This is a genomic window from Symplocastrum torsivum (assembly GCF_059505465.1).
On record NZ_JCACKQ010000134.1, the window covers coordinates 29200 to 55814 of the forward strand.

A 26615-nucleotide genomic window follows, 5' to 3' on the forward strand; every position below is an offset into this window, starting at 1 on the left:
GGATTAGTGCTAACTGAGAATTCAATTAGCTACTTTTGCCTGTTTATAGGATACCTCTTGACTTTATTGTACTAAACCGACTAGTCTAGTTGTATTAAAAACTGAACTGTATAGTTTAGTTGCGTTGAGATTAAACCAGGAGTTAGCCAATGCTGAATCATTCAACAGCGAGTGGTTCCCCTTCCTCCCAAACGCAAACGCACAATCCTCGCTGGATCATCCTGGCAGTCGCAACAACGCTTTTAGTCGGTGGGGTTGGGGCTTACACCATCCGGCAGTTTCAGTCCTCCCAAGCTGAGACAACCCAAACAGAAGTCAGTGTGCCGGAAGTCAAGACGGTGACAGCACTTGGACGATTGGAGCCAAAGGGAGAAGTGATTAAACTCTCCGCTCCAACCTCTAGTCAAGAAAATCGGGTTGAGCAACTGTTGGTGAAGGAAGGCGATCGCATTAAGGCAGGGCAGGTGATTGCGATTTTGGACAGTCGTGCTCGCCTTCAAGCGGCTTTAGAAGAGGCACAAGAACAGGTGAGAGTCGCCCAGGCAAAACTTGCGATCACTCAAGCTGGAGCAAAACGGGGTGAAGTTGAAGCGCAACGAGCGGAGATTGCAAGGCTTGAAGCCGAACGTCAAGGTGATGTTGATGCCCAAGCTGCAACGGTTTCTCGCTTAGAATCTGAACGCCGCAATGCCCAAATCGAATACAACCGCTATCAATCGCTGTATCAGCAAGGAGCCATCTCAGCCTCCGAACGTGACAGCAAACGCTTAACCCTAGATACCGCCGAGCAAAGGCTGCAAGAAGCACAAGCCGAGTTGAATCGCACCCGCTCAACCAGTCCGCAAGAACTGAATAAAGCGAGGGCAACCCTGAATCAGATTGCTGAGGTGCGTCCTGTGGATGTGGAAGCTGACAGAGTAGAAGTCCGTCGTGCGATCGCGTCTTTGAAGCAGGCAAAGGCAAATCTGGATGACGCTTATGTGCGATCGCCTCAAGACGGAACGGTGATGGATATTCATACCCGTGCAGGTGAAGTGGTGTCCGATGACGGCATCGTTGAGATTGGACAAACCAAACAAATGGTTGCCGTTGCAGAGGTTTATCAAAGCGATATTAGTAAAGTTCGTCCAGGGCAGCAAGTGCGAGTAACAAGTGATTCCATTCCTGGGGAATTGCAAGGCACAGTTGAGCGGGTTGGTTCACAGGTACGACGACAGGAGATTGTCAACACCGACCCCAGTACCAACATTGACTCCAGAGTTGTTGAAGCCCATGTCGCACTTGATGATACCTCTAGCCAGAAAGCAGCTCAATTCACAAATCTGCAAGTCAAGGTGGAGATCGAACTGTGATTGGATTCATTCAACAACTTCAGCGACGAACGCCCCTCGGCTGGCTGCAACTGAGTCGGGAAAGAAGCCGTCTTTTGGTTGCCTTATCAGGTATTGCCTTTGCCGATGTACTCATGTTCATGCAGATGGGCTTTCAGGCAGCGCTGTACGACAGCAACACCCGCCTCAGTCGTTCGTTGAACACGGACATTGTTTTGCTCAGTCCCCAAGCCCGTAATATGCAAAACTTGTCAACGTTTTCGCGGCGACGGCTATATCAAGCAATGGATATTCCCGGAGTCAAGTCGGCAGAAGTCTTGCAATCGAATACGATTAACTGGAAGAACCCCCAAACCCGCAAAGAAACCTCGATTCAAATTGTTGGGTTTAACCCTGACCAGCCAGCGTTTAATCTACCAGAAGTTAATCAACAGTTGGACAAAATTAAGCTGCCAGATAGTGTCCTATTTGACCGGGCGAGTCGAGGCGATTATAAAGAAGCGATCGCGCAAGTTGAACAAGGTAAAACCGTAACTACCGAAGTCGAACGGCGCACAATTGCGATTTCTGGTCTTTTTAAATTAGGCGCTTCCTTTGGGGCGGATGGGGTTCTGATGACCAGCGATCAGAACTTTTTGTTGCTATTTCCCAGGCGTGAGGCAGCGAGTATCAATCTTGGTTTGATTTACATTGAACCGGGATATGAGCCGGAACAGGTAGCAACAGCCTTAAAATCCCATCTCCCTGATGATGTCAGAGTGCTGACTCATGAGGAATTAATCGAGTTTGAGGAGAGTTACTGGAAAACAGGAAGCCCAATCGGTTTCATTTTCAGCTTGGGTGCAGCGATGGCATTTGTCGTCGGTGTGGTGATTGTCTATCAAGTTCTTTCTACCGATGTGAATAGTCACATGAAGGAATATGCCACGTTTAAGGCAATGGGATATCACAATTCATATTTACTCGGTGTTGTGTTTGAAGAAGCGATAATCCTTGCTTTCTTGGGCTTTATCCCAGGAACAATCTTGCCCTTGGGACTGTACAAATTGGCGGCATCGGCTACAGCCTTACCCATTGCCATGACCTTATCACGCGCCGTGCTGGTACTGGTGCTAACGATTATCATGTGTGCCTTGTCTGGTGCGATCGCGACCCGAAAACTCCAATCTGCTGACCCTGCCGATATGTTCTAAAGCCAGCCATGACAACTAATTCCGTCATTTCCATCCAAAATCTCGACCACTACTTCGGTCATAGTCAACTCCGCAAGCAAGTTCTCTTTGACATCAATTTAGAAATTAATGCGGGTGAAATTATCATCATGACGGGTCCCTCTGGCTCTGGCAAAACTACGCTTTTGACCTTGCTAGGGGGTTTACGTTCTGCTCAATCGGGCAGTTTAAAAGTATTGGGAAAAGAACTCTGTGGGGCAAGTCAAAATCAACTGACAGAGGCACGACGCCAACACGGTTATATTTTTCAAGCGCATAATCTACACGGCAGCCTAACCGCCCTCCAGAACGTCAAGATGGGCTTGGAACTGCATAAGGATATCAGCTTAGAAGAGATGCAAACTCGCTCAGCCCAAATGCTGGAGCAAGTAGGATTAGGAAATCGCTTGAATTACTATCCAGATGACTTGTCCGGTGGACAAAAACAACGAGTAGCGATCGCACGCGCCCTCGTCAGCCATCCTAAGATTGTCCTAGCCGATGAACCGACTGCTGCCCTTGACAAAAAATCGGGACGAGATGTGGTAGAGATGATGCAAAAACTCGCCAAAGAACAGGGCTGCACAATTTTGCTAGTGACTCACGACAACCGCATCCTCGACATCGCCGATCGCATTGTCTACATGGAAGATGGTCGTCTAGCCAATAATCCTAAGGCGGCGGCATTAGTGGAATAACCTTAACTTACGTCCAGAATTCAGGATTCTCCTGAACACAGCCACTTCTGTATTCTTCTTGTTCAAATTGTAATTGCTGAAGTTGCTCAAGCGATTGAGTAAAACTGTATTGGCTTCAAAAAAAGCTTGTACTATTCATGCTTAGTGCCGTCAGGCATGATTGTCCCCTTTAAGTCAGCATCCCGTAGAGTTGCCTGCTTGAGATTAGCATCCAGCAAAACGGCATCAACTAAGATTGCTTCAGTTAGGTTAGACCAGCAAAGTTTAGCGCGGTAGAAATTTGTTCTCGACAGATCGGTACCTCGCAGGGTTGTCCAACTCAGATTTGCTCCGCGTAAATTAGCCCCAATGAGGATAGCATCTGTCATGTTGGTGCCATTTGCTTTTGCCCGACTCAGGTCTACCTGACTCAGATTAGCTCCAGTAAAGTTTGCACCATGCAATAAGGCTTTGACGAGATTTGCTCCTTTTAGGTTTGTCCCAACTGCGATCGCATTGGTTAAATTCGCCCCTTCCAGACTGGCACCCACTAAAAGAGCATGAGAAAGATTCGTTCGGCTGAGGGTGGCTTCAAATAGTTTTGCCTGACTCAAATCCGCTTCCCGGAGAACCGCTTCACTAAGAATCGCTTCCGTCAGATTCGCTTTAGTGAGATTGGTGCCACTCAAGTTGGAGGATCGCAGACTAGCATCACTCAAGTTCACCTCACTGAGATTTGCTTCGCTCAGGTTACTGCCAATCAAGTTCGCTTCCTGTAAGTTAGCGCCTTGTAAATTAGCGTGAGAAAGGTTCGCTTCCCGTAAATTAGCCCTTTGGAGGGATGCCCCAGCTAGATTAGTCTGAGTGAAGTTCGCTCCTCGCAAATTAGCCTCACTCAGGTCAACTCCAGCGAAAGACAGTCCCTGGAAGTTAGAATTGCGAAAATCTCGTTCTCCTGCTGCGTATTGCTTCAGCAGTGTGCCAACATCCATGATTATCTCTGCCTCGCGTGTCGTTTTCAAAAAATGTCAGAAAGATTAATTTTCACCCACTGACAAATCAACAGAAGAATTACTGACAAAATTCGCGAGAATCTACATAACGAGCCAAATAGTCATGTAGTCTGAGACAATCAAAAAATAGCTGACGAGTTGTGGTTACGGTTAGCTGTTTGCTCAACGACTGAATCGGTAAGTCCCTGTTATTGAGCATTGATGTCGCTAACCTCAATACTCACACCGCTGATAGCTGATAGCTAAGGGAAGAACACACCAATGTCGGACAACTTTAGAAGCCGAGTCGTTACTCAGGGCGTCCAGCGATCGCCTAATCGAGCAATGTTACGGGCAGTTGGTTTCCAAGACCAAGACTTTACCAAGCCAATTGTCGGTATTGCCAACGGGTACAGTACAATTACGCCCTGCAATATGGGGTTGAATGGGTTGGCACTCCGGGCAGAAGCAGGAATGAGAAGCGCGGGGGCGATGCCCCAGATGTTCGGTACGATTACGATCAGTGACGGGATTTCGATGGGCACGGAAGGGATGAAGTATTCCCTGGTGTCGCGAGAAGTAATTGCCGATTCAATTGAGACAGCCTGCAATGGGCAGAGCATGGATGGTGTTTTGGCAATTGGTGGCTGTGATAAAAATATGCCAGGGGCGATGATTGCGATCGCACGGATGAATATCCCGGCAATTTTTGTCTATGGCGGTACGATTAAACCCGGTCACCACAACGGCAAGGACTTAACAGTTGTGAGTTCGTTTGAAGCCGTAGGACAATTCAGTGCTGGCAAGATTGACGAAACCGAACTGACAGCGGTAGAGAACAAGGCTTGCCCTGGTGCGGGTTCCTGTGGTGGGATGTTTACGGCAAATACAATGTCTTCGGCGTTTGAAGCGATGGGGATGAGCTTGGCTTATTCTTCGACTATGGCGAACGAAGATGCCGAAAAAGCCGATAGTGCTGAAAAATCTGCCTTTGTTTTGGTAGAAGCGATTCGTAAGCAATTAACGCCGAAACAGATTCTTACCCGCAAAGCGTTTGAAAATGCGATCGCAGTAATTATGGCAGTTGGTGGCTCGACCAATGCTGTGTTACATCTACTTGCGATCGCTCATGCGATTGGTGTTGAGTTATCCCTGGATGACTTTGAAATCATTCGCGCCAAAGTCCCTGTACTATGTGACCTAAAACCTTCTGGGAAGTATGTCGCAACCGACTTACACAAAGTTGGCGGTATCCCACAGGTGATGAAAATGCTCTTGGCGCATGATCTGCTTCATGGTGATGCCCTCACAATCACAGGTCAAACCCTTGCTGAAGTCTTAGCCGATGTTCCAGAGGAACCACCAGCCAATCAAGATGTGATTCATCCTTGGGATAATCCAATCTATGCTCAAGGACACTTAGCCATTTTGCGAGGTAATCTGGCAACAGAAGGTGCGGTGGCAAAAATCACAGGCATCAAAAAGCCGCAAATTACTGGTCCTGCACGGGTATTTGAATCAGAGGAAGCCTGTCTGGATGCGATTCTCGCAGGACAGATTAAGGCAGGTGATGTAATTATTGTCCGCTACGAGGGACCAAAGGGTGGGCCAGGAATGCGGGAAATGCTAGCACCCACTTCTGCGCTTATTGGTGCAGGTTTGGGTGATGCAGTCGGTTTAATTACCGATGGACGCTTTTCCGGTGGTACTTACGGGATGGTAGTTGGTCATGTTGCACCAGAGGCAGCGGTTGGAGGGACAATTGCCTTAGTCCAAGAAGGTGACACCATTACAATTGATTCGCCAGCGCGGTTGTTACAGCTTCATGTTTCAGATGAGGAATTAGAGCAACGTCGCGCTAACTGGAAACCCCGAAAACCTCGTTATACAACGGGTGTGCTGGCAAAATATGCCAAGCTTGTTTCTTCTAGCAGTGTCGGTGCAGTGACGGATTTGGGGTTGGATTAAGCCTAATACTACTCGGAAATTAACTGTAGCTGAGATGGTGGAGGGAGGCGATCGCAATAGCTATTTTAGGTTGTGGTGAACCATCCTGAGTAATGCGATCGCAAATAACAAGAGTATGGGTTGACGGACTTATGGCTAAGGACGTTGACCCATTTTTATTTGGATAGGATGTTTGATAAGGATTACGCAGATTTTAGCGAGTTAAATCAATGCTATCTCCCTTCCCCGGTATGAACCCCTGTTTAGAACATCATGCCTTGTGGTCAGAAGTGCATAAGCGGTTGATTGTTGCGATCGCGGATGCACTATTTCCTAAGTTATCCCTCTTCTGTCACTCTCCGAGAATTAGAATGAAGAAATAAATATTGTAAACCTCGTGCATTGTAGACAGGGTAATGGATGTAGAGTTACAAATCCTGAAACATTTGGCAAGAGATGCACAGCCGACGGTATCCTTCATCGATAAATATTGTGTGGGGTACAAAGACAGACTTATTTCCGGAAGTGAGAAGTTATGAATGTTTTAAATATTTACATCTAGGAATAATCTCAGGAATCAAGAGAAAATCGCTACCGGAAATCGCGAAAGTAGTAGGATTAAAATCTGCCCAAGCACTGCATCACTTCCTAGCGAAATCACCTTGGTCAGTAACCCAATTAAGAGAGCGAAGATTATCGCAAACATTAGCCGTATTAAAGGGCAATGCGCTCACAGTAGTAATCGATGAAACTGGAGATTTTGTCTTTAAATCAATCTGGTTCAACTGAAGCTGAGATTCAACCGACTCCTGTTGATTTCTCTAGCCATCAACAATGGAATCTTCAAACGGGCTGGAAAAATGTTTTAAATAATCTGCGTTTAATTATCCAGCCGACTCTTGCCTTGTCGCTCATTTTTCCTTGGCTAGACCTTTTCCCTAATCCTTCTTTATTGCTCAGTTTTCACGAGTTAATTCATGCCATGAATCAATTTCAACCTTTTTTTCCTGATGGATAGTTTGGCTTTCTTGTTGCTTCGTATTTCGGAGAGTGACAGAAGAGGGATACTACTCGATCGCACTAAGATAGGTTTGAGTTACCTAGAGGTGGCAAATGATTCAGGAATATCTCCAAAAGGCGATGGAAGCAGCACACTATGAGCTGCTTGAGAATAATGAAGGCTTTTACGGGGAAATCCGTAGCGTATCTGGAGTATGGGCAACAGGCATTACCCTAGAAGCCTGCCGTAAGGAACTATTAGAAGTACTAGAAGAGTGGGTAGTCGTTGGTATTGCGATGGGTCACGACCTACCGGAATTTAACGGCGTGACTATTCAAGTCAAATCTGTTGCTTAAATCGAATCTTCTTCAAAACAACCCCTTAAAAAGCGATCGCATCCTCACCACAATACGCGGTTCCTTCTTATGGTGAATGCTGAACGAAATCGCTACTTCTGTTCTGGATGACTTGCTTCTGGTGCGGCTGCGCCCATCTCGCTAATTGTATTGATCATTTGGTAGAGACGTCCGGTATCTCGTCGATTGAAGTAAAGAAGAAGGCGGGGGAGTTCAGCCGTTTCGTCTGGTGTTTCTTGAGGTAAAGCCGAACTTTTCTCAATTCGTCCTTTCACCAAGATGTCGCTGAAATCTTCATTCAGCGTCTCAACATCAGCATCTGATAACTCTAATTTGAGACGCATCACTAACTGATCGCCAACGTAGCGGATGGAATGATAAACGCGGTAAAAGTTGTTAATCGCCTCATAAGCGACATCTAAGTTATCGGTAACGGTATAAAGGCAAGAATCCTCTGGACTAACCAAGCCACGTTGAACTAAATGCTTGCGAACATAAGCATCCCATTCTTGCCAGTAGGTGCCACCAGCCTTATCAACTAACACCACGGGTACTGGACCCGATCGCCCAGTTTGGCAAAGAGTTAGGCACTCAAACGCTTCATCCTGGGTACCAAAGCCACCGGGAAAAAGTGCGATCGCATCACTTTCTCTCAAGAAAAATAGCTTACGTGTGAAGAAATACTTAAAATTAATCAGCTTCGGGTCACCTGCAATAAATGGATTCGCACCTTGCTCAAAAGGCAACTCAATATTTAGACCAAAGGACTTTTCCGCACCAGCACCGACGTTCCCCGCCTCCATAATGCCGCCACCAGCACCCGTCATCACCATAAATCCCTGTTGCGTCAAATAACGCGCAAACTCAGTCGCAAGCTTATATTCCGGAGTCTCTGGCGCGAGCCGTGCTGAACCGAAGATTGTTACTTTCCGAACATGTCGATACGGATAAAATACTTGAAACGCCCGCTCCATATCCTCTATGGAGGCAGTTAAAATTTTCCAGTCCAAACGGTCAATCTCCTCCTCCGTTAGCCGCATGATGACAGCTAAGGCACGCTGAATCCATTTCCCATGTTCCAGAGTGGGTAACTGCTCAATCAGTGCCGCTAAATCTGTTTGAAGTGACTTGAGGGCATGGTCAGAAGGAGATAGAGTCATGACTTCACTACAATAGGGGCATTCTATTCTATCGAGATTCGCTAAAGTCTGTGAAACCATTGTATTACCAGACACCCACGCTCAAAAATTTCAGTGGTGGATTGTGACCAAAAGCTCCTCAGTTAGATCGCTCATAGAATTTAGTTCGTCCAAAGCTCAGAATTCTCCTGAACTCCTGAACACAGCCACTTCTGTGTTCTTCTTGTTCATATTTCATTAAAAAGCGCCTTAATTTTGATGCTTAAGGCGCTTTTGATGGTATTAAAAATTGTTAAGTTAACCCTGATGAAGGATCGACTGAACAGTTACTCAAGAAACAGAGCTTATTATCTCAAGGTAGGCTCAATAATATTGTCCTAGCCTTACTTCATGGCTATAGATGTTCCTCTCGTACACCCGCTTAACTTTGTAGGTAATTAGAGGTATTTTTCTAAGGTGTTCGCCAACGTTGTTTTGGGAACTGCACCTACTACCATATCTACCCGCTGACCACCTTTAAAAATCATTAAAGTTGGGATACTGCGGATACCATACTGACTTGCGACGTTAGGATTTTCGTCAGTGTTGAGTTTAACGACTTTGATCTGACCATCGTATTGCTGCGCGATTTCATCCACAACAGGCGCAACCATCCGACAGGGACCACACCAGGGCGCCCAAAAATCAACTAAAACGGGAACTTCACTTTCAAGTACGTCTTGCTTGAAACTGGCATCTGTAACTTGTACGGCTGCTGACATGCCTGGAAATCCTTGCGTGTACTGTTTCTATGTATCTAAGGAATTCTACCATAGTAAAAACCCTGGACATATACCCTAAAACGTATACATTTAGACATAAACTTGAGTCTACTCGACCTAATATTTCCAGGCACTATTACAATCCTAAAAATAAAAGGAACCGCCCGAACGCAGTCCGGGCGGAGTGTGGTGTGAGGAGTGAACGGAAACATTCGTCTCCGCTATCTACTATTGTAAGCGACAGCTTTAGTTTTTCTAGTGATTGACAAGCGAGTCCGGAGATTTTTTCTCGTTGTCTTCCGTGCCTATTTCTCCTTCAATAGGTAGCTAGGGCAGCGCGGCAGAAATAAGTAGTCAGTTAACAACGGAGCCAAAAGTAGAAAGTATAAGCCTTTGTTCCTTCTGCCCTCTGCCCTCTACCTTCTGCCTTTTTGTACTAGCTTATTTACCCATCCCTAACTGCTGCGCTTTCTGGTAAACCTTTCCTTCCGTTAGCAGAGAAGGGGCAATGATCACTTCGACTTGCTGCATCTCTTTGAGATTTTTGGCTCCCAAGGTTCCCATGCTGGTTTTCAAGGCTCCTAAAAGGTTGTGGGTGCCATCATCGAGTTGTGCAGGGCCAATGAGAATCTGCTCTAGAGTGCCAGTGCTACCGACCTGGATGCGCGTACCGCGAGGAAGGACCGGACTCGGCGTTGCCATGCCCCAATGAAATCCTTGCCCTGGTGCTTCTTTTGCTCTTGCAAATGGAGAACCTATCATAACACCATCTGCACCACAGGCAATGCATTTGCAGATGTCGCCACCTGTAATTAAGCCGCCATCAGCAATTACAGGCACGTAGTTACCCGTTTCATTGTAGTAGTCGTCACGAGCAGCAGCACAGTCAGCAACGGCTGTTGCTTGGGGTACACCCACACCTAAGACACCACGAGACGTACACGCTGCACCGGGACCAATACCAACCAAAACGCCAGAAGCTCCAGCCTTCATCAAGTTGAGGGCAACGTCGTAAGTGACACAATTACCCAGAACAACTGGAATTGGCATATCTTGACAAAATTCCGCCAAATCTAGGGGAGTGATTGACTCCGGGGAGAGGTGAGCGGTGGTAACGACTGTTGCTTGCACAAAAAATAAATCAGCACCAGCAGAAGCAACAACTTCGCCGTATTTCATTGCACCTGCTGGTGTTGCACTCACAGCAGCAATTCCGCCTTGGTTCTTTATTTCCTGAACCCGTTGTGTGATGAGTTCTGGCTTAATTGGCTCAGCATAGAGTTCCTGCATGAGGGCAACGAACTCAGTCTTCCCGACTGATGCAATGCGGTTAAGTACTGGTGAAGGGTCAGCATAGCGGGTTTGAATGCCTTCTAGATTCAGAACCCCCAGCGCCCCTAGCTGAGACAGAAGCACTGCCATCTGCACATCGACCACTCCATCCATCGCACTCGCAATAATCGGAATTTCTCGCTCAAGGCCACCAATTCGCCAGCGAGTGTCTGCCAAACTAGGGTCTAGCGTCCTATTCCCCGGAGAGAGAGCAATTTCATCGATTCCGTAAGCTCTTCGAGCTGTCTTGTTGCGCCCAATTTGAATATCCACAGCGTCTACCCGTTCCCATAACTATTAGGTGCTAGCGTATCAAATTGCAGGGGTGATTTGTCTTAAGCTGCCAAAGCTTCAAGCCTTGTTGAGCAGTTCCCCTGGTATCTACAACAAATTCGGCTGGAATGTCTAGCGCCGACTTCCAGCACCAAGACTTCTCTTGACACCAATGACGATTGGGCACCGTTATCGCGAACTGTCTTGAACCAAGTGGAAAACGCTATAGTTCCACTCTCCTTGAACTCAACAAAAACATCAATTCGCTCACAATGAGAAACCAAATTCTAGAAACCCTCATTACTACCCTAGAGCCAATAGATTTTGTTTTAGCGTTTTGGCAGGGAGGTTCAGCCGCACATGGATTCACCGATGAGTGGTCAGACCTTGATATTGTGGTCATTGTGGAGGATGGTCACGTTGAAGAAACATTTTCGATAGTTGAACAAGGTCTTTCCACACTCTTTGAAATTCGCTTCAATCTCAGAATACCTGAACCAACATGGCATGGTCATTCTCAATGCTTCTATCAGTTAGAAGGAGTCAGTCCTTTCTTAATGATTGATTTTGTGGTGATGCAGCGGAGTAACCCTAACCACTTTTTAGAGGTGGAACGACATGGAAGGAGTGTGATTGGTTTTGATAAAGCGGCTCTTCTTGTTCCAACGGCTTTGAATAAACGTGAGCATTTCTCGAAGATGAAGGAAAGATTCACTTACCTGAAAATGGATTTTCATTTGACCCAAACCTTGCTCAAAAAAGAGATGAATCGTGGACGTTGGATAGAGTCCGTCTCTAACTACCACGCTTGGACTCTTCAACCTCTAATTGAGCTGCTTAATATGGTATATAGACCTTATCGATACGATTTTAGGGTGAAGTATTTTAGTCGAGATTTGCCGCCTGAAGTCGTAGTGCAAGTAGAGCCACTTTATTCTGTAGTAGACTTAGCCGATCTTGCAAAAAAACAGCAACTCGCAGAAGCTCTTTTTGTAGAAACCTTACCTCGTGTAGAAGAGGCGCTTCAGAAATTTAGCAATATTGATTAACAAATAGCCTCGCTCAAGACTTTTGAAGAAATAGGAAGAAGTGATATAATTTTAAGCCTGCTGGAAAAGCTAGTACTACGGTGTTCAGCAAGGATGCGATGTTGTAACAACACGCTGGTGAAGCGATCGCAAAAAAGTTTAGACAAGTTTAAAGGCTGTAAAAAACGAATCATCACAAGCCAAGTATTTCAGGAACCCGCCAAGTACCTGGATTTGTGAAGTGTAATTTTTTCTCTTAAGTCCCATCGTAATGAAAACACCAGCACTAGTTTGCCGGGAGCAACTTACGATTGGACTGCTGCCTACCTCTAGAGTCAGAGCCATTTAATTATAAATCTCAGCAACCAGATGGAGGCAAGCAATGTTAAGATTTGTAATGATTGTTTGACAATCGACGAATAATCTCAATTAAGTGTTGGCTGATGAGGGAAAGAATTAGCGATCGACCACAATCCGGTATTCCACTGAGTGACCAAGACAGGGAAGCGCTAGATGAGATATTTGCAAAAGTAGAGCTTGAGGAGATGAGACACATTGAGGCGACTGTTGCTCGCTACTCAGTAGCTCCTCTTGAACCTTGGGAAGAGACAGGCTGGGTCATCAATAGCTCTCTTCCTATTGGTCCGGAACCTATAGGCTAAAGATGGGTTGGCTTTACGCTGAAACTAATCGTCCTGCCTCCTGCTTGAGATCTTTATAGACGTGATTGAAAACTATAAAGGCAGATTACGGTTAATCCTACTCGTCCTCTACCCAGAAATTGCTTGATAATTAGCTTAGGGTAGGTTTTTATATTTAAGCTTTGATTCAATCTGAAACTTTAGAATTACTAGAATGGTCACGCCTGTGCCAGCACCTGGCTACATTTGCCGCTACAAAGCTGGGAGTTGTTGCTGCGCGTAATCTCCGAATCCCCGCAACTCAACCGGAGAGTCTGCGCCTACTGGACGAGACAAAAGAAGTCTACCAGTTAGAAAATCAGTTGACTGCGGGACTGACTTTTGAAGGCATTCAGGATATTGGGGAGTCTTTGGAACGGGCAGAACTTCAAGGGCTTCTGACAGGAGAGGAATTACTCGCGATCGCAACAACACTTTCTGGTATGCGTCGCTTACGTCGTGTGATTGATGACCAAGAAGATGTGCCAGTTCTTGCCCAACTGGTTGCTGATATGCGGACGTATCCAGAACTAGAGCAAGAAATTCACCGCTGTATTGATGATCGGGGTGATGTCGCTGATCGTGCAACACCAAAACTGGCAGGTATTCGCAGTCAACTCAAGTCAGTCCGAGACAGGATTTACCAAGTTCTCCAAGGAATTTTGCAGCGTCAAGGCAATGCAGTCCAGCAACAGGTGATTACTCAGCGAGGCGATCGCTTTGTGATTCCTGTCAAAGCCCCACAGAAAGACGCGATTCCTGGAATCGTTCACGATACCTCTAGTACGGGTGCAACATTATATATAGAACCCAACGCAATTATCGGACTGGGAAATCAACTCAGAACGTATCGCCGTCAAGAACAAACCGAAGAAGAAGCTGTACTTCGCGCTCTTACAGAGCAAGTAGCAGCAGTTAAACCAGATTTAGAGCAGTTACTCGCTATAGCCACCACCTTAGATTTAGCAACAGCAAGAGCACGCTATAGCTTGTGGTTGGAAGCGAATCCACCGAGATTTGTTGAGCGGAATGTAGGAGAAACCATTACTCTGCGCCAACTGCGACATCCATTATTAGTGTGGCAACAGCAGCATGAACAGGGACACCCAGTTGTTCCAATCAACGTACAAGTTCAACCGGAAATTCGGGTAGTAGCAATTACGGGACCGAACACAGGTGGTAAAACGGTTACGTTGAAAACATTGGGTTTGGCGGCTCTAATGGCGAAGGTGGGGCTATTTATCCCCGCTAGAGAACCCGTGGAACTTCCGTGGTTTGAGCAGGTACTTGCTGATATTGGTGACGAGCAGTCCCTAGAACAGAGTTTATCTACGTTTTCAGGCCATATCCGCCGGATTAGTCGGATTCTTGAGGCATTAGGAAATGGGAAAGAGGACGTAGAAGACAAGGAAGTTATGGAAGACAACGAGGAAAATTCTCCCTTGTCCTCCTTGTCCCTCCCCAGTCCCGACACCCGACACCAGACTCCCTCCCTAGTCTTACTTGATGAAGTAGGAGCAGGAACTGACCCCGCTGAAGGTAGTGCTTTGGCGATCGCCTTACTGAAATATTTGGCAGAGACAGCGCAGTTAACCGTTGCCACGACTCACTATGGCGAACTCAAAGCGCTGAAATATCAAGATGAGCGATTTGAGAATGCCTCGGTTGAGTTTGATGATGTCAGCCTTTCCCCAACTTATCGACTCCTATGGGGAATTCCTGGTCGTTCTAATGCTCTGACAATTGCCCGACGCTTAGGTTTAAAGCCAGAAGTGGTTGACCAAGCGCAGAAGCGTGTCGGTAGTGCTTCTGAAGATATCAATCAGGTGATTGCTGGCTTAGAAGCACAACGCCGTCGCCAGGAAACAAAGGCAACAGAGGCAACCCAACTGTTGCAACAAGCCGAACGCCTGCATGATGAAGTGTCCCGTAAAGCAACGCTTTTGCAGGAACGAGAACGTGAGTTGAAACGTTCGCAGGAACGGGAGGTGCAAGACGCGATCGCTCAAGCGAAAGAAGAAATCGCCCAAGTAATTCGCAAGTTGCAACACGGTCCAACCATTGCACAAAACGCCCAACGAGCCACGAATGCGATTAATGACATTGCCCAGCGCCGTCTTCCAGTAAAATTACCAGTCAAACCAAAGCCAGGATTTCGACCGAAAGAAGGCGATCGCATTCGTATCCCTCGCTTCAATCAAACGGCGGAAGTGTTAAGTGCGCCTGATGAAGATGGAGAGCTGACGGTACGATTTGGTCTAATGAAAATGACCGTATCATTAGCTGATGTGGAGTCACTGGATGGTCAAAAACCTGACATACCTGTCAAACAAAAACCAGCACCCACTCCTCCACCTGCACCGACTTCACCTCCTACGCCTCCTGTCCGAACCTCGAAAAATACAATTGATATTCGAGGAAGTCGTGTAGCCGATGCGGAGTTTGCCATAGACCGAGCAATGAATGACGCGGTGACATCCGGCGCACTCTGGATTGTTCACGGCAAGGGAACCGGACGGCTACGTCAGGGTGTCCATGAATTTCTAGAACGGCACCCTCTTGTTGACCGTTTTGAATTAGCGGAACAAGCAGAGGGAGGTGCTGGTGTGACAGTTGCTTATTTGAAGTGAAGGGGGCTGGGGACTGGTGATTAGGGATTAGGGATTGAGTTTACAATCGAAAATCCTGGGTTTTGTTAAGAATCTATAACAAAATCTGTAAAACTTACCAAACTATCACGACCCAGTAGGAAACTTGCCGTAAACTCTGGTAGTCGTGTTTCAAGATTGGTAACTGCAAAAGCCAACACTAATTTGGTTTTCTATTCTAAAGCTATGCGCTCTACCGTGAAGACGCCATCATCGGCTCCCCCGTGGGAGGACTTGCCTCTGGGTCAAACGCCAGACCCAATGCAGCTGGATAACATCAAAGCCCAGCTAGACTTGGTTCTGCTGGCGCTAGAAGCCTTAGCGGACATCGGCTCTGAGGCAATGCTTCAGGCTGCTGCTGACTTAAATTTAGAGTCAATGGTGTCCGACCGAGTGGGCTTGTGGCGTCTGCGTCAATCCAACCCGATGCGTAAAAGTTCGGGAGGGCGGAAAAAGCTAGATGTGGAAGAGGCGCGATCGCTTGTTCTGATCATTTGTCACCTTGCCAAACAGCATCAGGAACTCATCCGTCGTGCTGTGGCACTCCTAGAACAAATGGCAGAACAAAACAGCGAACCACATCGGGCGGCGCTGTTGGGAGACTATCTTGATAAGTTCAGCAACACTTATCAAGAGCGCATGGAGCAAGGAGAGAACGTATCGCCTGAGTTGCTCACGCAACTAGCGCTCAAATTGCTCATTGATTTGCTGTTCTATAGCGGTCCCAATGGTCATCGGCGTCTGTGGCTCGCCTTGCTAGAGCGAACAAGAGACTAAAGCACCCGATTTTCTTGGAGTGAGGAGTGAAGCTGAAACGTATTGGGGCGAGCCTATTTCAAATCCTCCGCAGTTAGTCCTTAGTCCTTAGTCCTTAGTCCCAAGCTAAAGACCAATGTGACCAATGTGACCAATGACCTACGACCATTTTGTAAATCTCATGCCCTTATCAAATTCAGTCCTACGACGCTATACCCCTCCTACCTGCACACTAGAGATTGTGGCAAAAAGCTCACCCTTATCTCGTTGGGTAGGGCAATCGGTGCTAAAGGATTTACGCTTTGAGCTACGTTTTGATGACCCACGCAAGCCAGAAGAAGAACGAGTAACAATTCGAGGCGATCGCACAGAGCTAGAAATGTTGTACGACGCTGTTAATAGCTATGTACAGGAATTCCTCGACCCCTCGCCAACACAGTTACCACTCGCGCTTCGTACTTCCCCGACTACTGACGGTTCAATGCCTAGGGCTGACCCGCATCAGGAATCTAATCCATATCCTGTCTCCGGTGTCAAGCCCTTTAATTCAGTAGCCGCTCAAGCGTTTGAGGAAGAACCAAACACTTCACCCTCAGCCCCTCGCTTGGAGTCCAAGTCGAAAGTGCGATCGCTAACCCCCCGCACTCCATCCAATATTTACCTACAACCCAACGGCTTACTCACCCACAACCTCTTTTTAGGTCATCTGGCAACTCAGGAGTCGGGACAAGTTGTTGACCTGAGTGTGCTGCAACTATTCGATTTAGCAACCGCTCTCGATGAATACGCCGCTGAAGTCGTTGCCTTACCAAACCTGAGTAGCCCCCTCAGCTGGAAAAAAGCCCCACCCCCTTGGGCGAGTGCCGCAGCCGTTGTGCTGTTAGCAGTAGGCGTCACAACGGCTGGCGTGCGATACCTGAATCAACCAAGCACTGTGCAGGAAGCGGCTGCCCCTCCAGAAGATCAACAAGCTAGCGCTACGCCGCAACTGCCAGTCACATCTCAAGTACCTGTAGCGCCTACGACACCCTTACCGTCGCCCTCAGCTTCTCCTCTACAAACGCCAGTACTACCACCCGGTCTGTCCTCTGCACCCACGTTGGCACCCCCGTCTCCAGTTATTACCCCACCTCCGGCAACGGGTAATTTGCCCTCAACTGCTCAACGTCAGACTTTGCCAATTCTCCCAGCGCCCCAGAGGATACCAATTTCACCAAACCGTCCTGCTCCTCAGATTCTGGCGGGTGCAGGAGCCTCTCGCTCAACACCTTCAGCTTCTAGTAGCAGTGGTTCTCCTCCCTCATCTGGAAGTACTACAGCTCAAAAAACGACACCAAGTACACCAACAACTCCTCCAGCGCTACCAGATTTGCCTACGCTCAGACCAACTCCCGCTACTGGTCAGGCTGCGGATACAGTTAATCCGTCATCTGCTGCTCGCAGTGCTAGTGAAGCGGCGGGAAACTCGCAGTCAGCAACAAGTGGAAATGGCAGTAACAATACCTTGTTTGACAATATCCCTCAGATTGCAGAAGCGAGAAGTTACTTCCAGCAGCGCTGGCAACCGCCTGCGGATTTAAGGCAAACCCTGGAATACAGCTTGTTGCTGAATCCAGATGGTTCAATTCAACGAATCATTCCCCTAGGACAGGCAGCAGGACAATATATAGACCGCACAGATATGCCTTTACCTGGTGAACCATTTGTCTCAGCACTACCAGGAGGAGGTAATCCAACAATTCGTGTGGTTCTTACTCCAGATGGCAAGGTCAATACGTTTTTAGAGAAATGATCTGTAGTTCTAGTCGTAGAGACGTTCCGCCGGAACGTCTCTACAAAGTTTTATGGGTTGCCCAAAAAGGGGTAGGTGACCCGGATTTGGTATGAGGAGTGAATACAGACTGACGTGCAATATCAGTCAAAATAAACGCGATCGCATTTTCCCACACAAAACGCTTTCGTCTCAGCCTAGATACTTTCAAGTGGATGACAACACTCTTGAAAGCGTAAAATATTTTGCTTAAGAGGCTTTGGAGTAGCTGAACTCTTCAAAGAAGAAGCTACTTTATATCGTTGCCAAAGCAGTTGCCAAGCCGCTGGTGATAAGCTTGCAGGAAAAGATAGTTTTGCCGCGCTAAGTAACTTTCCTTGTTTGAGAGCTACTAGACTCCAATGAAGTTTGAGATAGGCTTGGATATCTTGAAGTTTTGGAATGTAATCTTGATGTTTTTGATTGATTTTTGGGTAAATCTTTTCTTTGATTAAAATATTAGTATCTAGACGCTTTTGTAGAGAAAACTTTTGATTATAGGCACCCGCCCAAATTGTTCGATAGCCTAGACATTCGTTAATAAAAATAGCATCGCCAAACTGTGCAATCTTAATCCAAGAATCAATATCATCAAAGTTTGCATCTAAGCTAGAGTCCCAGCCACCAGTTTGAATAAAGGCGTTTCGCTGGAAGGCAACTTGAATTGGAGTACCAAACGGAACCATTTCCAAAAGCATTCCGTAATGAATGTCTTCCTGGGGAATATAAAATGCTTTTGCAGAACCGACTTGGCGACTCCTGCTCAGTTCAACTCCGTCAGCATCAACTTGAGCCGCCTGACAAGAGCAAATCACGGCTTGGGGACGTTGTGCGATCGCTTTTGCCATTACTTCAATACAATTAGGGGCAAGATAGTCATCATCATCCACTGGCTTAATCCAATCTCCAGTTGCTTTTTCCACACCAGCATTCACGGATTTTGAGTGACCAAGATTCTCGGAATTACGATGATAAACCAGACGTTGGTCACCAGCATCGGCTAACGCTTCACATCGCTCTTGGACATAAGCTTGCGTACCGTCTGATGAACAATCATCAACAACGACAACTTCACAAGGCATTGTTTGAGCAAGAGCGCTGTCAATCGCTCGTTGTAACAAGGTTAGGCGATTATAAGTTGTGATGACAATGCTAAATTTCATCGCGTTTTCCTACAAAATACATCTGTCAAATGCACCCCTTCAGGAGCTTCTCTATTACTTCATCTCATAGGTGCTTTCTCTTCACTATGCGCGAAGCGTAGCTATTCCCTAGGAAATCCTTCCTCAACCTAATAATTCATCGACGGCTACACTGAACTCTTCTAGGATAGTTTGAGTGCTGACTACTTCCCCTTTAGAGAATAAAAGTCGTTGCTGCCCTGTGATGACAACAATCCATTGACTATCAGGTAAGACTAACCAAATTTCCTGGCAACCGGATTCTAGGTATTCATTAGCTTTAGCAAATACATCTTCGGCTGTATCTGTAGGAGAGATAATCTCAGCAATTAGTGGAAAACTCTGGGGTAGCACATTAGAGTCGCCAAATTGGGCAAGTAATTCTGGTGTGAGATAGGCAACATCTGGACGACGTATTTGATTATTGGTGCGACAGGGTGCTTCTGTGTAAACTTCTCCCCCCAAATTGTGGTTGTCCTTATAATTTCTCCAATAGGTTGCCACTTTGGCTTGAATTCGACCATGCTTTAGTGTCATTCCAGTTTTCTCCACCAGTTGCCCATCTACCCACTCCATGTGTTCAGGAGGATTTTGCAGATAGTCTTCTAGCGAAAAGGCTTCTATCTGATTTGGGACAACTATAGAGGCTACCATTTCTTCTGTTCCTCGTTGCGACTCTTTCTTCTTATGATGCCTTAGCGATCGCTTTCCTTAGAATCTCGGTATTCAGATGAGCGTATCCACTTCCCGAAATGTGATCGCAGAGTCATCGCATCCTATTGCTAGGAGTAGTCCCTGTTCTAAGCTTCCTCCTTCAGCAGTTCCTCCTTCAACTCCTGACACTCTTTTGCCAGTGGTATGCCTAAGTCTGTGGCAAGCGCTAAAGCTTTGCTGCAAAACTCAAGCCCTAGGGCGCAATCACCTAATTTCTGAGCGAGTGTTGCCAAGTTATAGAGAATTACAGCCCCATTAGAGTGAACGCCAATATCCTTTGTAATCTCTAAACACTGCTGATAGTAATCAATGGCATAGGCGTAGTCTCCTTGGGAATAGTAGACATTGCCCATATTGCCCAGCACCATTGCTTCCCCAGCTTTGTCACCGATTTTCCTGGCAATCGCTAAACGCTGCTGGTGATACTCAAGCGCACGGGTATATTCTCCTAAGGCACGGTATACATTACCAAGATTGCCCAGCGCCGTTGCTTCCCCAAGCTTGTCGCCCATTTCCTTAGCAATTGCTAAACACTGTTGGTGATACTCAAACGCAATGGCATAGTATCCTAAGCAAGAGCAGACATTGCCCAAATTACCCAGCGTCCTTCCTTGTTCAGCCTTGTCACCGATTACTAAGGAAATTGCTAAATGTTGCCGATAATACTCAAACGCAATGGCATAGTATCCTAAGCAAGAGCAGACATTGCCTAAATTGCCTAGTGCCTTTGCTTCCGCAACTATGTCACCGATTTCCTTGGCAATCGCTAACTGCTGCCGATAGTATTCAATCGCATAAATATAATCTCCTACGGCACGGTAAACAATACCCAGATTGCCTAGCGCCCCTGCTTCCCCAACCTTGTCGCCGATCTCCTTGGCAGTCGCTAAACGCTGCTGATGGTACTTTAGCGCAGGAGCATAGTCTCCTTGGGAACGGTAGGCATTGCCCAGACCAGTCAAACAAATAGAGTCCCAGCTTGGATTTAACTTGTATAAGAGTTTGCTGTACAGTTCAAGCTGTTCTCGATAGTAGCCCCAAACGCCTAGCTGAATATGTAATTCGTCATTGGTAGGCGTATCAAGGCTAACAGAAATGATTTTGCTGGCGCTTTCCCAGTCTTCTAGCTCACAAAGATGGTGAAAGGCTTCCAGGTAACCCCGTACTTGCTCTAGGTTGAGTGCCTCTGGCTCTGGTTCAGGCGCTGTGAGCCACATCTTGGCTGCGGTGTAGTGAGCATCTCGCCACTCTAAGCCTTGATTAGAGATCTTTCTCAAAAGTTCACGGGATACACTCCGAATCAAGTTATGCTGGCGGAGCAGGGATTGACCAGTGTGAGTGACTCCCTCAGTCAAAACGAGATAGCGAGATTCTAACGTTCTCAGTGCTGCTGCCTTCTCCTCTTCGGTGAGATTCCACAACATCTCCAACCAAAAGGCTTCTGGCACTGGATGCCGATAAACCGAACTGCGAAGCAGGAGCGCATAAGCATAAGGTACATCCTGCTCCAATCGTTCCAAAGACTTCTTCACCCTGTCTTTGACTTGCAGTTGCAGCTCCTGATGACCAACCACTGCTTCAATCGCTTCAAATTCTTGACGGTATTTGTGCCAGTACGCGACCACGTTGCCATTGAACGGGCGATCGAGGATTTCCCCAGCAATCACCTCGATAACCAGTGGATGTCCTTCATAAGCGTTGCCCATTCGCTTTAGATAATCGGCTGCTTCTGATTCTGGCTCAACTTCCTTCCCCTTTTGCTGGAATAACTTCTGAAATAACTCGAACTGCTCTGCCTGAGCCAGTCCGCCCAATCGTTCCTCACTCCATAGCGATCGCGATTTGCTCCCTCGAAACTGCGTCGGCAAATCCTGTGAGGTGAGAATCAGCCGACTTTGGCAATTTTGACCTGCCAGCAACCGATTAAAAAATTCCCACCAGCGCTCATCCTGAAACTCATTCCTGGCAGTATCGTTATCCCCTTGACCCTTCAGCAACACCTCCAAAGAATCCATTTGCACCAAGTAACGGTTGTTTCGCAGCTTTTGCACCAAGCGATTCAGCAACCGCTCTATATCCTTGCGCTCATCTGCCGTCACCTCTTCTCCTAGCTGAGTCAGCAGCTCATCTGCGGCACTGGCAAAGTCTCGTACAGGGGTATCGTCAAAATTTATACGCTTATACTGCTGCCAGTATCCCCGTAACTCCACACTTGCTAAGCGTTCAGCTAAGGCAGTTTTACCCTGACCCGTCATGCCAGTGATGATTAATATTCGGCATTTCCCCCGCAACTTTTGGTTTAGCTGGCGAAGCAGTTCCTCCCGACCTACCCAAGTCTCCTCGTCATAGGCAGAACAACTGATTGACGAAGCCGTTTGCTCAGTTGCGCTGAGTTTTTCTTGAGGAGGGTTGAGGACTGATTTATCGGGGTTTCCTTGTTCGTCGAAGTGGGCGATCGCTTCCCATTCCAGCTCTAAGTGATCACAGAGCTTCCGAAAATTCTCACGAGAAACTTTCTTGCCATTGAGGAATTTGGAAACCGTATCTAGGCAAACTTCTACGTCTTTTGCTAAGTCTTCTTGGCGTCCATAGCGCCGCTCATAGGCAGATTTGACTTGTGGGACGCACTCTTGGCGTACCCAATACGAGCGTTTAGACATAGCTCAGGCTGGGGAAGCTACTCAGCATATAAGGAATTTCCCTCAGTCTAAGTCAGGGATAAATTAGTGCCAACTCAGGAATTGCATCGCCTTAATCTCAGTGGAAGTTAGGACTATCCTAGGAAACCGCTTGTTGTCATGGATTTATCGGAGCAATTAATCAAATTCCCTTCAAGCTCCAGGAGTAAACATGAAACGCTTACCACTGAACCTGAGGCACTTACGCCAAATGTTGCCGATGTTGACGCTCATCTCCGTCACAAACACGGCGAACTTCATGATTCATACAAACTTGTATGTAAATCTACCTCAGCAGCCACCTGTACCAACACAAAGTTGTCCGGTCAAAGCTGAACCCAAATAAGGCAAAAGCGATCGCGTGCATCTCACTTTTACAGAAATAATACTCTTGTGGGGTGGGCATCTTGCCCGCCCTCCCCTAACCTCATAAGTAGTTGCACAGAATTAATTACACAAAATCTAGGGTGAAATTCTTACCTGGCAAAGAATCAGTATGTAATTAATTCTGTTTGATTACTTAATAAGAATTTCAGCGCCTGTTCTTTAGTCAGCTTATGGTGCTATGTCGTTTGAGGCTTCGGGACTAGGTGGTTCCGCCAGTGGTGGGGGTTCTATAAGTCCTTGTTCTTCAGACTGCACAGACAACTCCAAGTTGGGCGAACCTGCTTCAATAATTTTTGTCAGTGTCAGCAAGTCAAGATTATTGAGCAATGCAACCAACTGGTTGAGTAAGCGCCATTTTTCCTCGGCATACTTATCGGCTTTCACGTCTAAGAGTTGGCAAAACTCCTCAAAGTTACTACGCGAAGACACTGTGCTGACTGAGTTGATAAAAATCTCGGTCACTATTCTTGCTGGAGATCTTTCTATATGGCAGGGTGGGCTGTTATGTTTTTGCTCAGTCATAGTTAAACTCAACTCCTCTGCTGACATCTTGAACCACTACTCTATAAGCGATATAACCTGCCCAGAAATAAATTTTGAGCTAATCGCTTAAGTCCATTAAAAAGATTACAGCCTTATCAGCGCGATCGCACTTCCAGAACGTCTGCAATATATTAAAATGCGATCGCAAAATAAATGTACAGAACGTGAAGCTCAATAGTCACCAAGCTACCTCTTCAAATATGCAGAAACGCCGCTGAAACAACTATCAGCGGCGTTACACAGTTGAATATAGCAGTGACCAAGGCAGACTCTTGACTCTCGCTTTCATACTGAAACCAAGACCCATCAATATGCATCCCTTCTGTCTTTTGCTATATGTCAAGGACAGGATTGCGCCATCCTATCTTCTTATTGATTGGGCAGAAGTTGGCTGGAGTAGGCATCTATCTGATAAGCCGGAGTGCGCTGAGTGTAGTCTATTTCAGTACCAGTAATTGATTCAGCTAGCTTTTCAAAGGACTCAGAGCGCCAGTTCCGCTCATGGATTGGCTTAGACTGCTCACCCCGGAAGTAGGCTTGGGTACCTAAGAGGACTGCTGCAACGAAACCAACAACAAATAAGGCAATCACAATAATCATGGAGACGTTCCTCTAAGAATTCTTTAGTTTTGTAACTTTATCTGTAAATAAATGTAACAAATACTTGTTAAAGGTGTCAACTTTTTGGTACATAAGAGTGAAAAGGTTTAGTGTAAGGGATTGAAGCCTTCCCTACTACATCCTTGAAAGGATATGGCTTACAGCAACTTGTTGATGTAAATCAACGACAGGAACATCACCGAGAAAAATAGACATCATTAGTAGCGTGGACAGCAGCCGGGAGCGCAGTGTTATGCTGTGGCATTGCATTGCAGAGGCGGAAATGAAAGTCCATAGTAATCACACTTATCCCAGTTTGGATTTTTGCGGCTTTGCCAGTCGTCAATTACAGAAATTTAAACACGGCAAGATTACAGGAAAACCCCATCAACCAATTGCTCACATGGCGCTTGTCCTAGTAACTTGCTTAAGCACTGGACTAACACTCAGCGCCTGCCAAACGTCAGCGAGTAACAGCAACCCAAACTCGCCAGCTACGTCCCAAACTGATGCCGCACCTCAAGAGAATCCAGCAGAAGCAGGGGCTAGAGAATTTATTGGTACTATCTCCAAGGGACAACAAGCTTATCAACTAGAGAATCGAATATTTACATCTAAAATCGATGACTTGGGAATTGGGGAAACGAAGTCAAATGATTCCTACGAGTACCAAATTTCCCTGAGTGACGAAACGAAAGCGCAAGTAACAGCAACAGCAAAGAAGCCAGGTTTAAAGAGCTATACTGCTGGGATATTTGTCGTTGGACAGAAAGGCAATGAGCTGACAATCCGGATTCTATGTAGGACGGATAAGCCTTCTCAAACACCTCCTAAGATGCCAATTCTATCTGAAGGGCAGGCAAAGAATCCTCAATGTCCGACTGGCTCTTCTGAAGTGATTTAAGCCTATTCTGAAGATGATAGCCCTAGACCTTTTGGGGCAAAAGTTTCTCACCAGTTCTGAAAACAGGGGAAGCAGGGGGAGAGTTTATGCTAATGGTTATGTGTGTCAAGTTGGTCTAGTAGCGCTCTCTTGGAATTGTTACATCCAAAATCCGGTCGAGGTACTGCAAAATTACAATGCCAACAACAATACTGACAGCGGCAGCAAGCCAAAAACTATGAGCAGTTGCTTGCGACTGATCTAATACCCAACCCCCAAGGGGAGGCCCAATAAAGTAACCAATTGCCCAACATTGGGAGTTAATTGATAGATAAACCCCGCGCAGAGATTCAGGGGCTAAATCTACCACAAGGGCAGAAGCAGAAGGGGTGTAAGCTACAGTAGCGATCGCTAAAATTCCCAGTGCAAAAACTGCCCAAATGATTGAGTGAGTTGAGGCAACTCCTGTAGCCCAGATCAGGATAAATCCGACTCCCCACAGTACCATCGAAATAGTTAGGGCACGCGGACGGCTAAAACGATTCAGGGTGCGGGCAATTGGTAATTGACACAGTGCGGCACAGACAATATGCCAGGTAAACAACCCACTGATAACTTTTGGTGAAAATCCCCCCTTTGCCGTTTCTCCTGATATGAAGTTAGCGAAATAGAGCGGCATCGTGCTATTCACCTGAGCCAGGTAGGTTGTAAAGATGATATTAACCAGAACATAAACCATAAGCTGGCGATCGCGTAGAGCAATAATCCAGCCCTTACTCACTTGTTTAGAATGATGCTCATCAAACTTGCCAGTTTCTGCAATTACGGCATACACAATGGCAAAGAAAACAACAAACGAGATGCTATCAATCACAAATAGCGAACGATAGCTACCCGTTGCCGCAATTAATGCGCCTCCGAGTACTACCCCCATCCCTAAGCCAAGACTATCGGCTAAGCGCGTAATTGCAAAGGCTTCATTGCGCTGTTCAATTGTGGTCAAATCGGCTACAGCAGCTTCTGTTGCTGGCCAATAGAGACCAATTCCCAAACCCATGAGCAAGTTACCGATAATAAAAACAGGGAAGTTAAAAGTTAACGCCAAAATCACAGAAGAGATCGCAGAAATCGCCGCTGAGAGTAGCAACGTCGGTCTGCGTCCCCACGATTTAGAATCAGCAAACGACCCTCCTAAAAAGCGACCAATTACCCCAGTAATTGAACCACTACCTAAGCCAACCCCAACCGCCGTTGCTGATAAACCAACTTGATTGACAAAAAATATCGGCGCATAGAACAGCGTAAAACCTGAGCCAATTTGGGATAGCAATCGACCTGCCGCAAGAATCCAAACCTGATAGCTAAGTTGCGGCAACCAGGATAATAGCTTTTGTCTTAAATAAAAGTTCATTCAAGTTCGGGAGAAAGTAAGGAGTAGGAGTGACAAAAGCGATTTGCCGGGAACGCTCGTATTAGAAAGACAGAGGCTGAGATGGCTGTAGTCCTGTTTATGTTCAACTGCGGGTCTTAGCTAATCATCCCAAACTTCGACGAAGCTTATAACGGTCAAGGTCTTGTTTTCGTCTCTCTTAGGGATAAGCAAGAGGCATTGAAAGCTCAGAAGGGATAAAACTTAGCTGTGCATAGTGCTGAGGTTGAGGAAAATTTTGCTACAACAGAGTTTTCAA

The 26615-nt window shown here is 46.6% G+C and carries 24 protein-coding genes and 1 pseudogene; 14 read left to right on the top strand and 11 right to left on the bottom strand.

Annotated features, from left to right (window positions below; all coding sequences use genetic code 11):
* The first annotated feature begins 149 nt into the window (after positions 1-149).
* The 3 genes from AC5JL3_RS34670 to AC5JL3_RS34680 are packed head-to-tail and all read left to right on the top strand — an operon-like array spanning position 150 to position 3240.
* Positions 150-1352: an ABC exporter membrane fusion protein gene (locus AC5JL3_RS34670; protein WP_496078784.1), complete on the top strand. Its 1203-nt coding sequence runs from the start codon at positions 150-152 to the stop codon at positions 1350-1352.
* Positions 1349-2524, top strand: a complete 1176-nt coding sequence (devC, locus tag AC5JL3_RS34675; RefSeq protein ID WP_496078785.1) for an ABC transporter permease DevC — start codon at positions 1349-1351, stop codon at positions 2522-2524. Before AC5JL3_RS34670 ends, devC begins: the two co-directional genes overlap by 4 nt.
* Positions 2525-2532: 8 nt before the next feature.
* Entirely contained in the window at positions 2533-3240 is a 708-nt protein-coding gene (locus AC5JL3_RS34680; protein ID WP_496078786.1) for a DevA family ABC transporter ATP-binding protein, read from the top strand.
* 131 nt (positions 3241-3371) lie between these two features.
* On the opposite strand, the gene AC5JL3_RS34685 is transcribed toward AC5JL3_RS34680, so the two are convergent.
* The gene (locus AC5JL3_RS34685) at positions 3372-4241 is read right to left on the bottom strand and encodes a pentapeptide repeat-containing protein (RefSeq protein ID WP_496078787.1); all 870 of its coding nucleotides are present in this window, start codon (positions 4239-4241) and stop codon (positions 3372-3374) included.
* Between the two features lie 49 nt (positions 4242-4290).
* On the bottom strand, positions 4291-4431 hold the full coding sequence (locus AC5JL3_RS34690; protein WP_192221704.1) for a hypothetical protein: 141 nt from the start codon (positions 4429-4431) through the stop codon (positions 4291-4293).
* A gap of 62 nt (positions 4432-4493) precedes the next feature.
* Between AC5JL3_RS34690 and ilvD the strand changes: the two genes are divergently transcribed.
* From ilvD to AC5JL3_RS34710, 4 genes and pseudogenes are all read left to right on the top strand, one after another.
* Complete coding sequence (gene ilvD / locus AC5JL3_RS34695; RefSeq protein WP_496078788.1) at positions 4494-6179, top strand: dihydroxy-acid dehydratase; 1686 nt, start codon at positions 4494-4496, stop codon at positions 6177-6179.
* A gap of 209 nt (positions 6180-6388) precedes the next feature.
* On the top strand, positions 6389-6541 hold the full coding sequence (locus AC5JL3_RS34700) for a DUF4058 family protein (RefSeq protein ID WP_496078789.1): 153 nt from the start codon (positions 6389-6391) through the stop codon (positions 6539-6541).
* Positions 6542-6574: 33 nt separating this feature from the next.
* Positions 6575-7176 (top strand): annotated as a pseudogene (locus AC5JL3_RS34705) (transposase).
* Positions 7177-7271: 95 nt separating this feature from the next.
* Positions 7272-7514 carry a type II toxin-antitoxin system HicB family antitoxin gene (locus tag AC5JL3_RS34710; protein ID WP_496078790.1) on the top strand — a complete coding sequence of 81 codons (243 nt, stop codon included), beginning with the start codon at positions 7272-7274 and terminating at the stop codon, positions 7512-7514.
* A gap of 92 nt (positions 7515-7606) precedes the next feature.
* Here the strand turns inward: AC5JL3_RS34710 and AC5JL3_RS34715 are convergent, their stop codons facing one another.
* The 3 genes from AC5JL3_RS34715 to AC5JL3_RS34725 form a co-directional block, all read right to left on the bottom strand.
* A complete protein-coding gene (locus AC5JL3_RS34715) occupies positions 7607-8674 on the bottom strand; it encodes an LOG family protein (protein WP_496078791.1) in 1068 nt (355 codons plus the stop codon).
* Positions 8675-9090: 416 nt separating this feature from the next.
* Positions 9091-9414: a thioredoxin gene (gene trxA, locus AC5JL3_RS34720; RefSeq protein ID WP_192221695.1), complete on the bottom strand. Its 324-nt coding sequence runs from the start codon at positions 9412-9414 to the stop codon at positions 9091-9093.
* 441 nt (positions 9415-9855) lie between these two features.
* Positions 9856-11019 carry a GuaB3 family IMP dehydrogenase-related protein gene (locus AC5JL3_RS34725; RefSeq protein ID WP_496078792.1) on the bottom strand — a complete coding sequence of 388 codons (1164 nt, stop codon included), beginning with the start codon at positions 11017-11019 and terminating at the stop codon, positions 9856-9858.
* Positions 11020-11291: 272 nt separating this feature from the next.
* Here AC5JL3_RS34725 and AC5JL3_RS34730 point away from each other — a divergent pair, with 272 nt between their 5' ends.
* From AC5JL3_RS34730 to AC5JL3_RS34750, 5 genes are all read left to right on the top strand, one after another.
* Entirely contained in the window at positions 11292-12068 is a 777-nt protein-coding gene (locus AC5JL3_RS34730) for a nucleotidyltransferase domain-containing protein (RefSeq protein ID WP_496078793.1), read from the top strand.
* A gap of 422 nt (positions 12069-12490) precedes the next feature.
* Entirely contained in the window at positions 12491-12709 is a 219-nt protein-coding gene (locus tag AC5JL3_RS34735; RefSeq protein WP_496078794.1) for a hypothetical protein, read from the top strand.
* A 161-nt stretch (positions 12710-12870) separates the two neighbouring features.
* Positions 12871-15357 (top strand): endonuclease MutS2, encoded by a 2487-nt coding sequence (locus AC5JL3_RS34740; RefSeq protein WP_496078795.1) that lies wholly within the window; start codon positions 12871-12873, stop codon positions 15355-15357.
* Between the two features lie 216 nt (positions 15358-15573).
* Positions 15574-16152: a DUF3038 domain-containing protein gene (locus AC5JL3_RS34745; protein WP_496078796.1), complete on the top strand. Its 579-nt coding sequence runs from the start codon at positions 15574-15576 to the stop codon at positions 16150-16152.
* 160 nt (positions 16153-16312) lie between these two features.
* A complete protein-coding gene (locus tag AC5JL3_RS34750; RefSeq protein WP_496078797.1) occupies positions 16313-17923 on the top strand; it encodes a DUF4335 domain-containing protein in 1611 nt (536 codons plus the stop codon).
* 176 nt (positions 17924-18099) lie between these two features.
* Here AC5JL3_RS34750 and AC5JL3_RS34755 read toward each other — a convergent pair whose 3' ends face one another.
* The 3 genes from AC5JL3_RS34755 to AC5JL3_RS34765 all read right to left on the bottom strand — a co-directional run bounded on the left by AC5JL3_RS34755 (position 18100) and on the right by AC5JL3_RS34765 (position 22496).
* Positions 18100-19104, bottom strand: coding sequence for a glycosyltransferase family 2 protein (locus AC5JL3_RS34755; protein WP_496078798.1), 1005 nt, complete (start codon positions 19102-19104; stop codon positions 18100-18102).
* A gap of 123 nt (positions 19105-19227) precedes the next feature.
* The gene (locus AC5JL3_RS34760) at positions 19228-19776 is read right to left on the bottom strand and encodes a Uma2 family endonuclease (RefSeq protein ID WP_496078799.1); all 549 of its coding nucleotides are present in this window, start codon (positions 19774-19776) and stop codon (positions 19228-19230) included.
* A 146-nt stretch (positions 19777-19922) separates the two neighbouring features.
* On the bottom strand, positions 19923-22496 hold the full coding sequence (locus AC5JL3_RS34765; RefSeq protein WP_496078800.1) for a tetratricopeptide repeat protein: 2574 nt from the start codon (positions 22494-22496) through the stop codon (positions 19923-19925).
* Positions 22497-22686: 190 nt separating this feature from the next.
* Here AC5JL3_RS34765 and AC5JL3_RS34770 point away from each other — a divergent pair, with 190 nt between their 5' ends.
* A complete protein-coding gene (locus tag AC5JL3_RS34770) occupies positions 22687-22860 on the top strand; it encodes a hypothetical protein (protein WP_496078801.1) in 174 nt (57 codons plus the stop codon).
* A 209-nt stretch (positions 22861-23069) separates the two neighbouring features.
* On the opposite strand, the gene AC5JL3_RS34775 is transcribed toward AC5JL3_RS34770, so the two are convergent.
* Positions 23070-23423: a hypothetical protein gene (locus AC5JL3_RS34775; RefSeq protein ID WP_496078802.1), complete on the bottom strand. Its 354-nt coding sequence runs from the start codon at positions 23421-23423 to the stop codon at positions 23070-23072.
* 390 nt (positions 23424-23813) lie between these two features.
* The gene (locus tag AC5JL3_RS34780) at positions 23814-24044 is read right to left on the bottom strand and encodes a photosystem II protein, Psb35-related (RefSeq protein ID WP_496078803.1); all 231 of its coding nucleotides are present in this window, start codon (positions 24042-24044) and stop codon (positions 23814-23816) included.
* Positions 24045-24297: 253 nt separating this feature from the next.
* Between AC5JL3_RS34780 and AC5JL3_RS34785 the strand changes: the two genes are divergently transcribed.
* On the top strand, positions 24298-24948 hold the full coding sequence (locus AC5JL3_RS34785) for a type IV pilin-like G/H family protein (RefSeq protein WP_496078804.1): 651 nt from the start codon (positions 24298-24300) through the stop codon (positions 24946-24948).
* 115 nt (positions 24949-25063) lie between these two features.
* On the opposite strand, the gene AC5JL3_RS34790 is transcribed toward AC5JL3_RS34785, so the two are convergent.
* Positions 25064-26338: an MFS transporter gene (locus AC5JL3_RS34790; RefSeq protein WP_496078805.1), complete on the bottom strand. Its 1275-nt coding sequence runs from the start codon at positions 26336-26338 to the stop codon at positions 25064-25066.
* Positions 26339-26615: the final 277 nt, after the last annotated feature.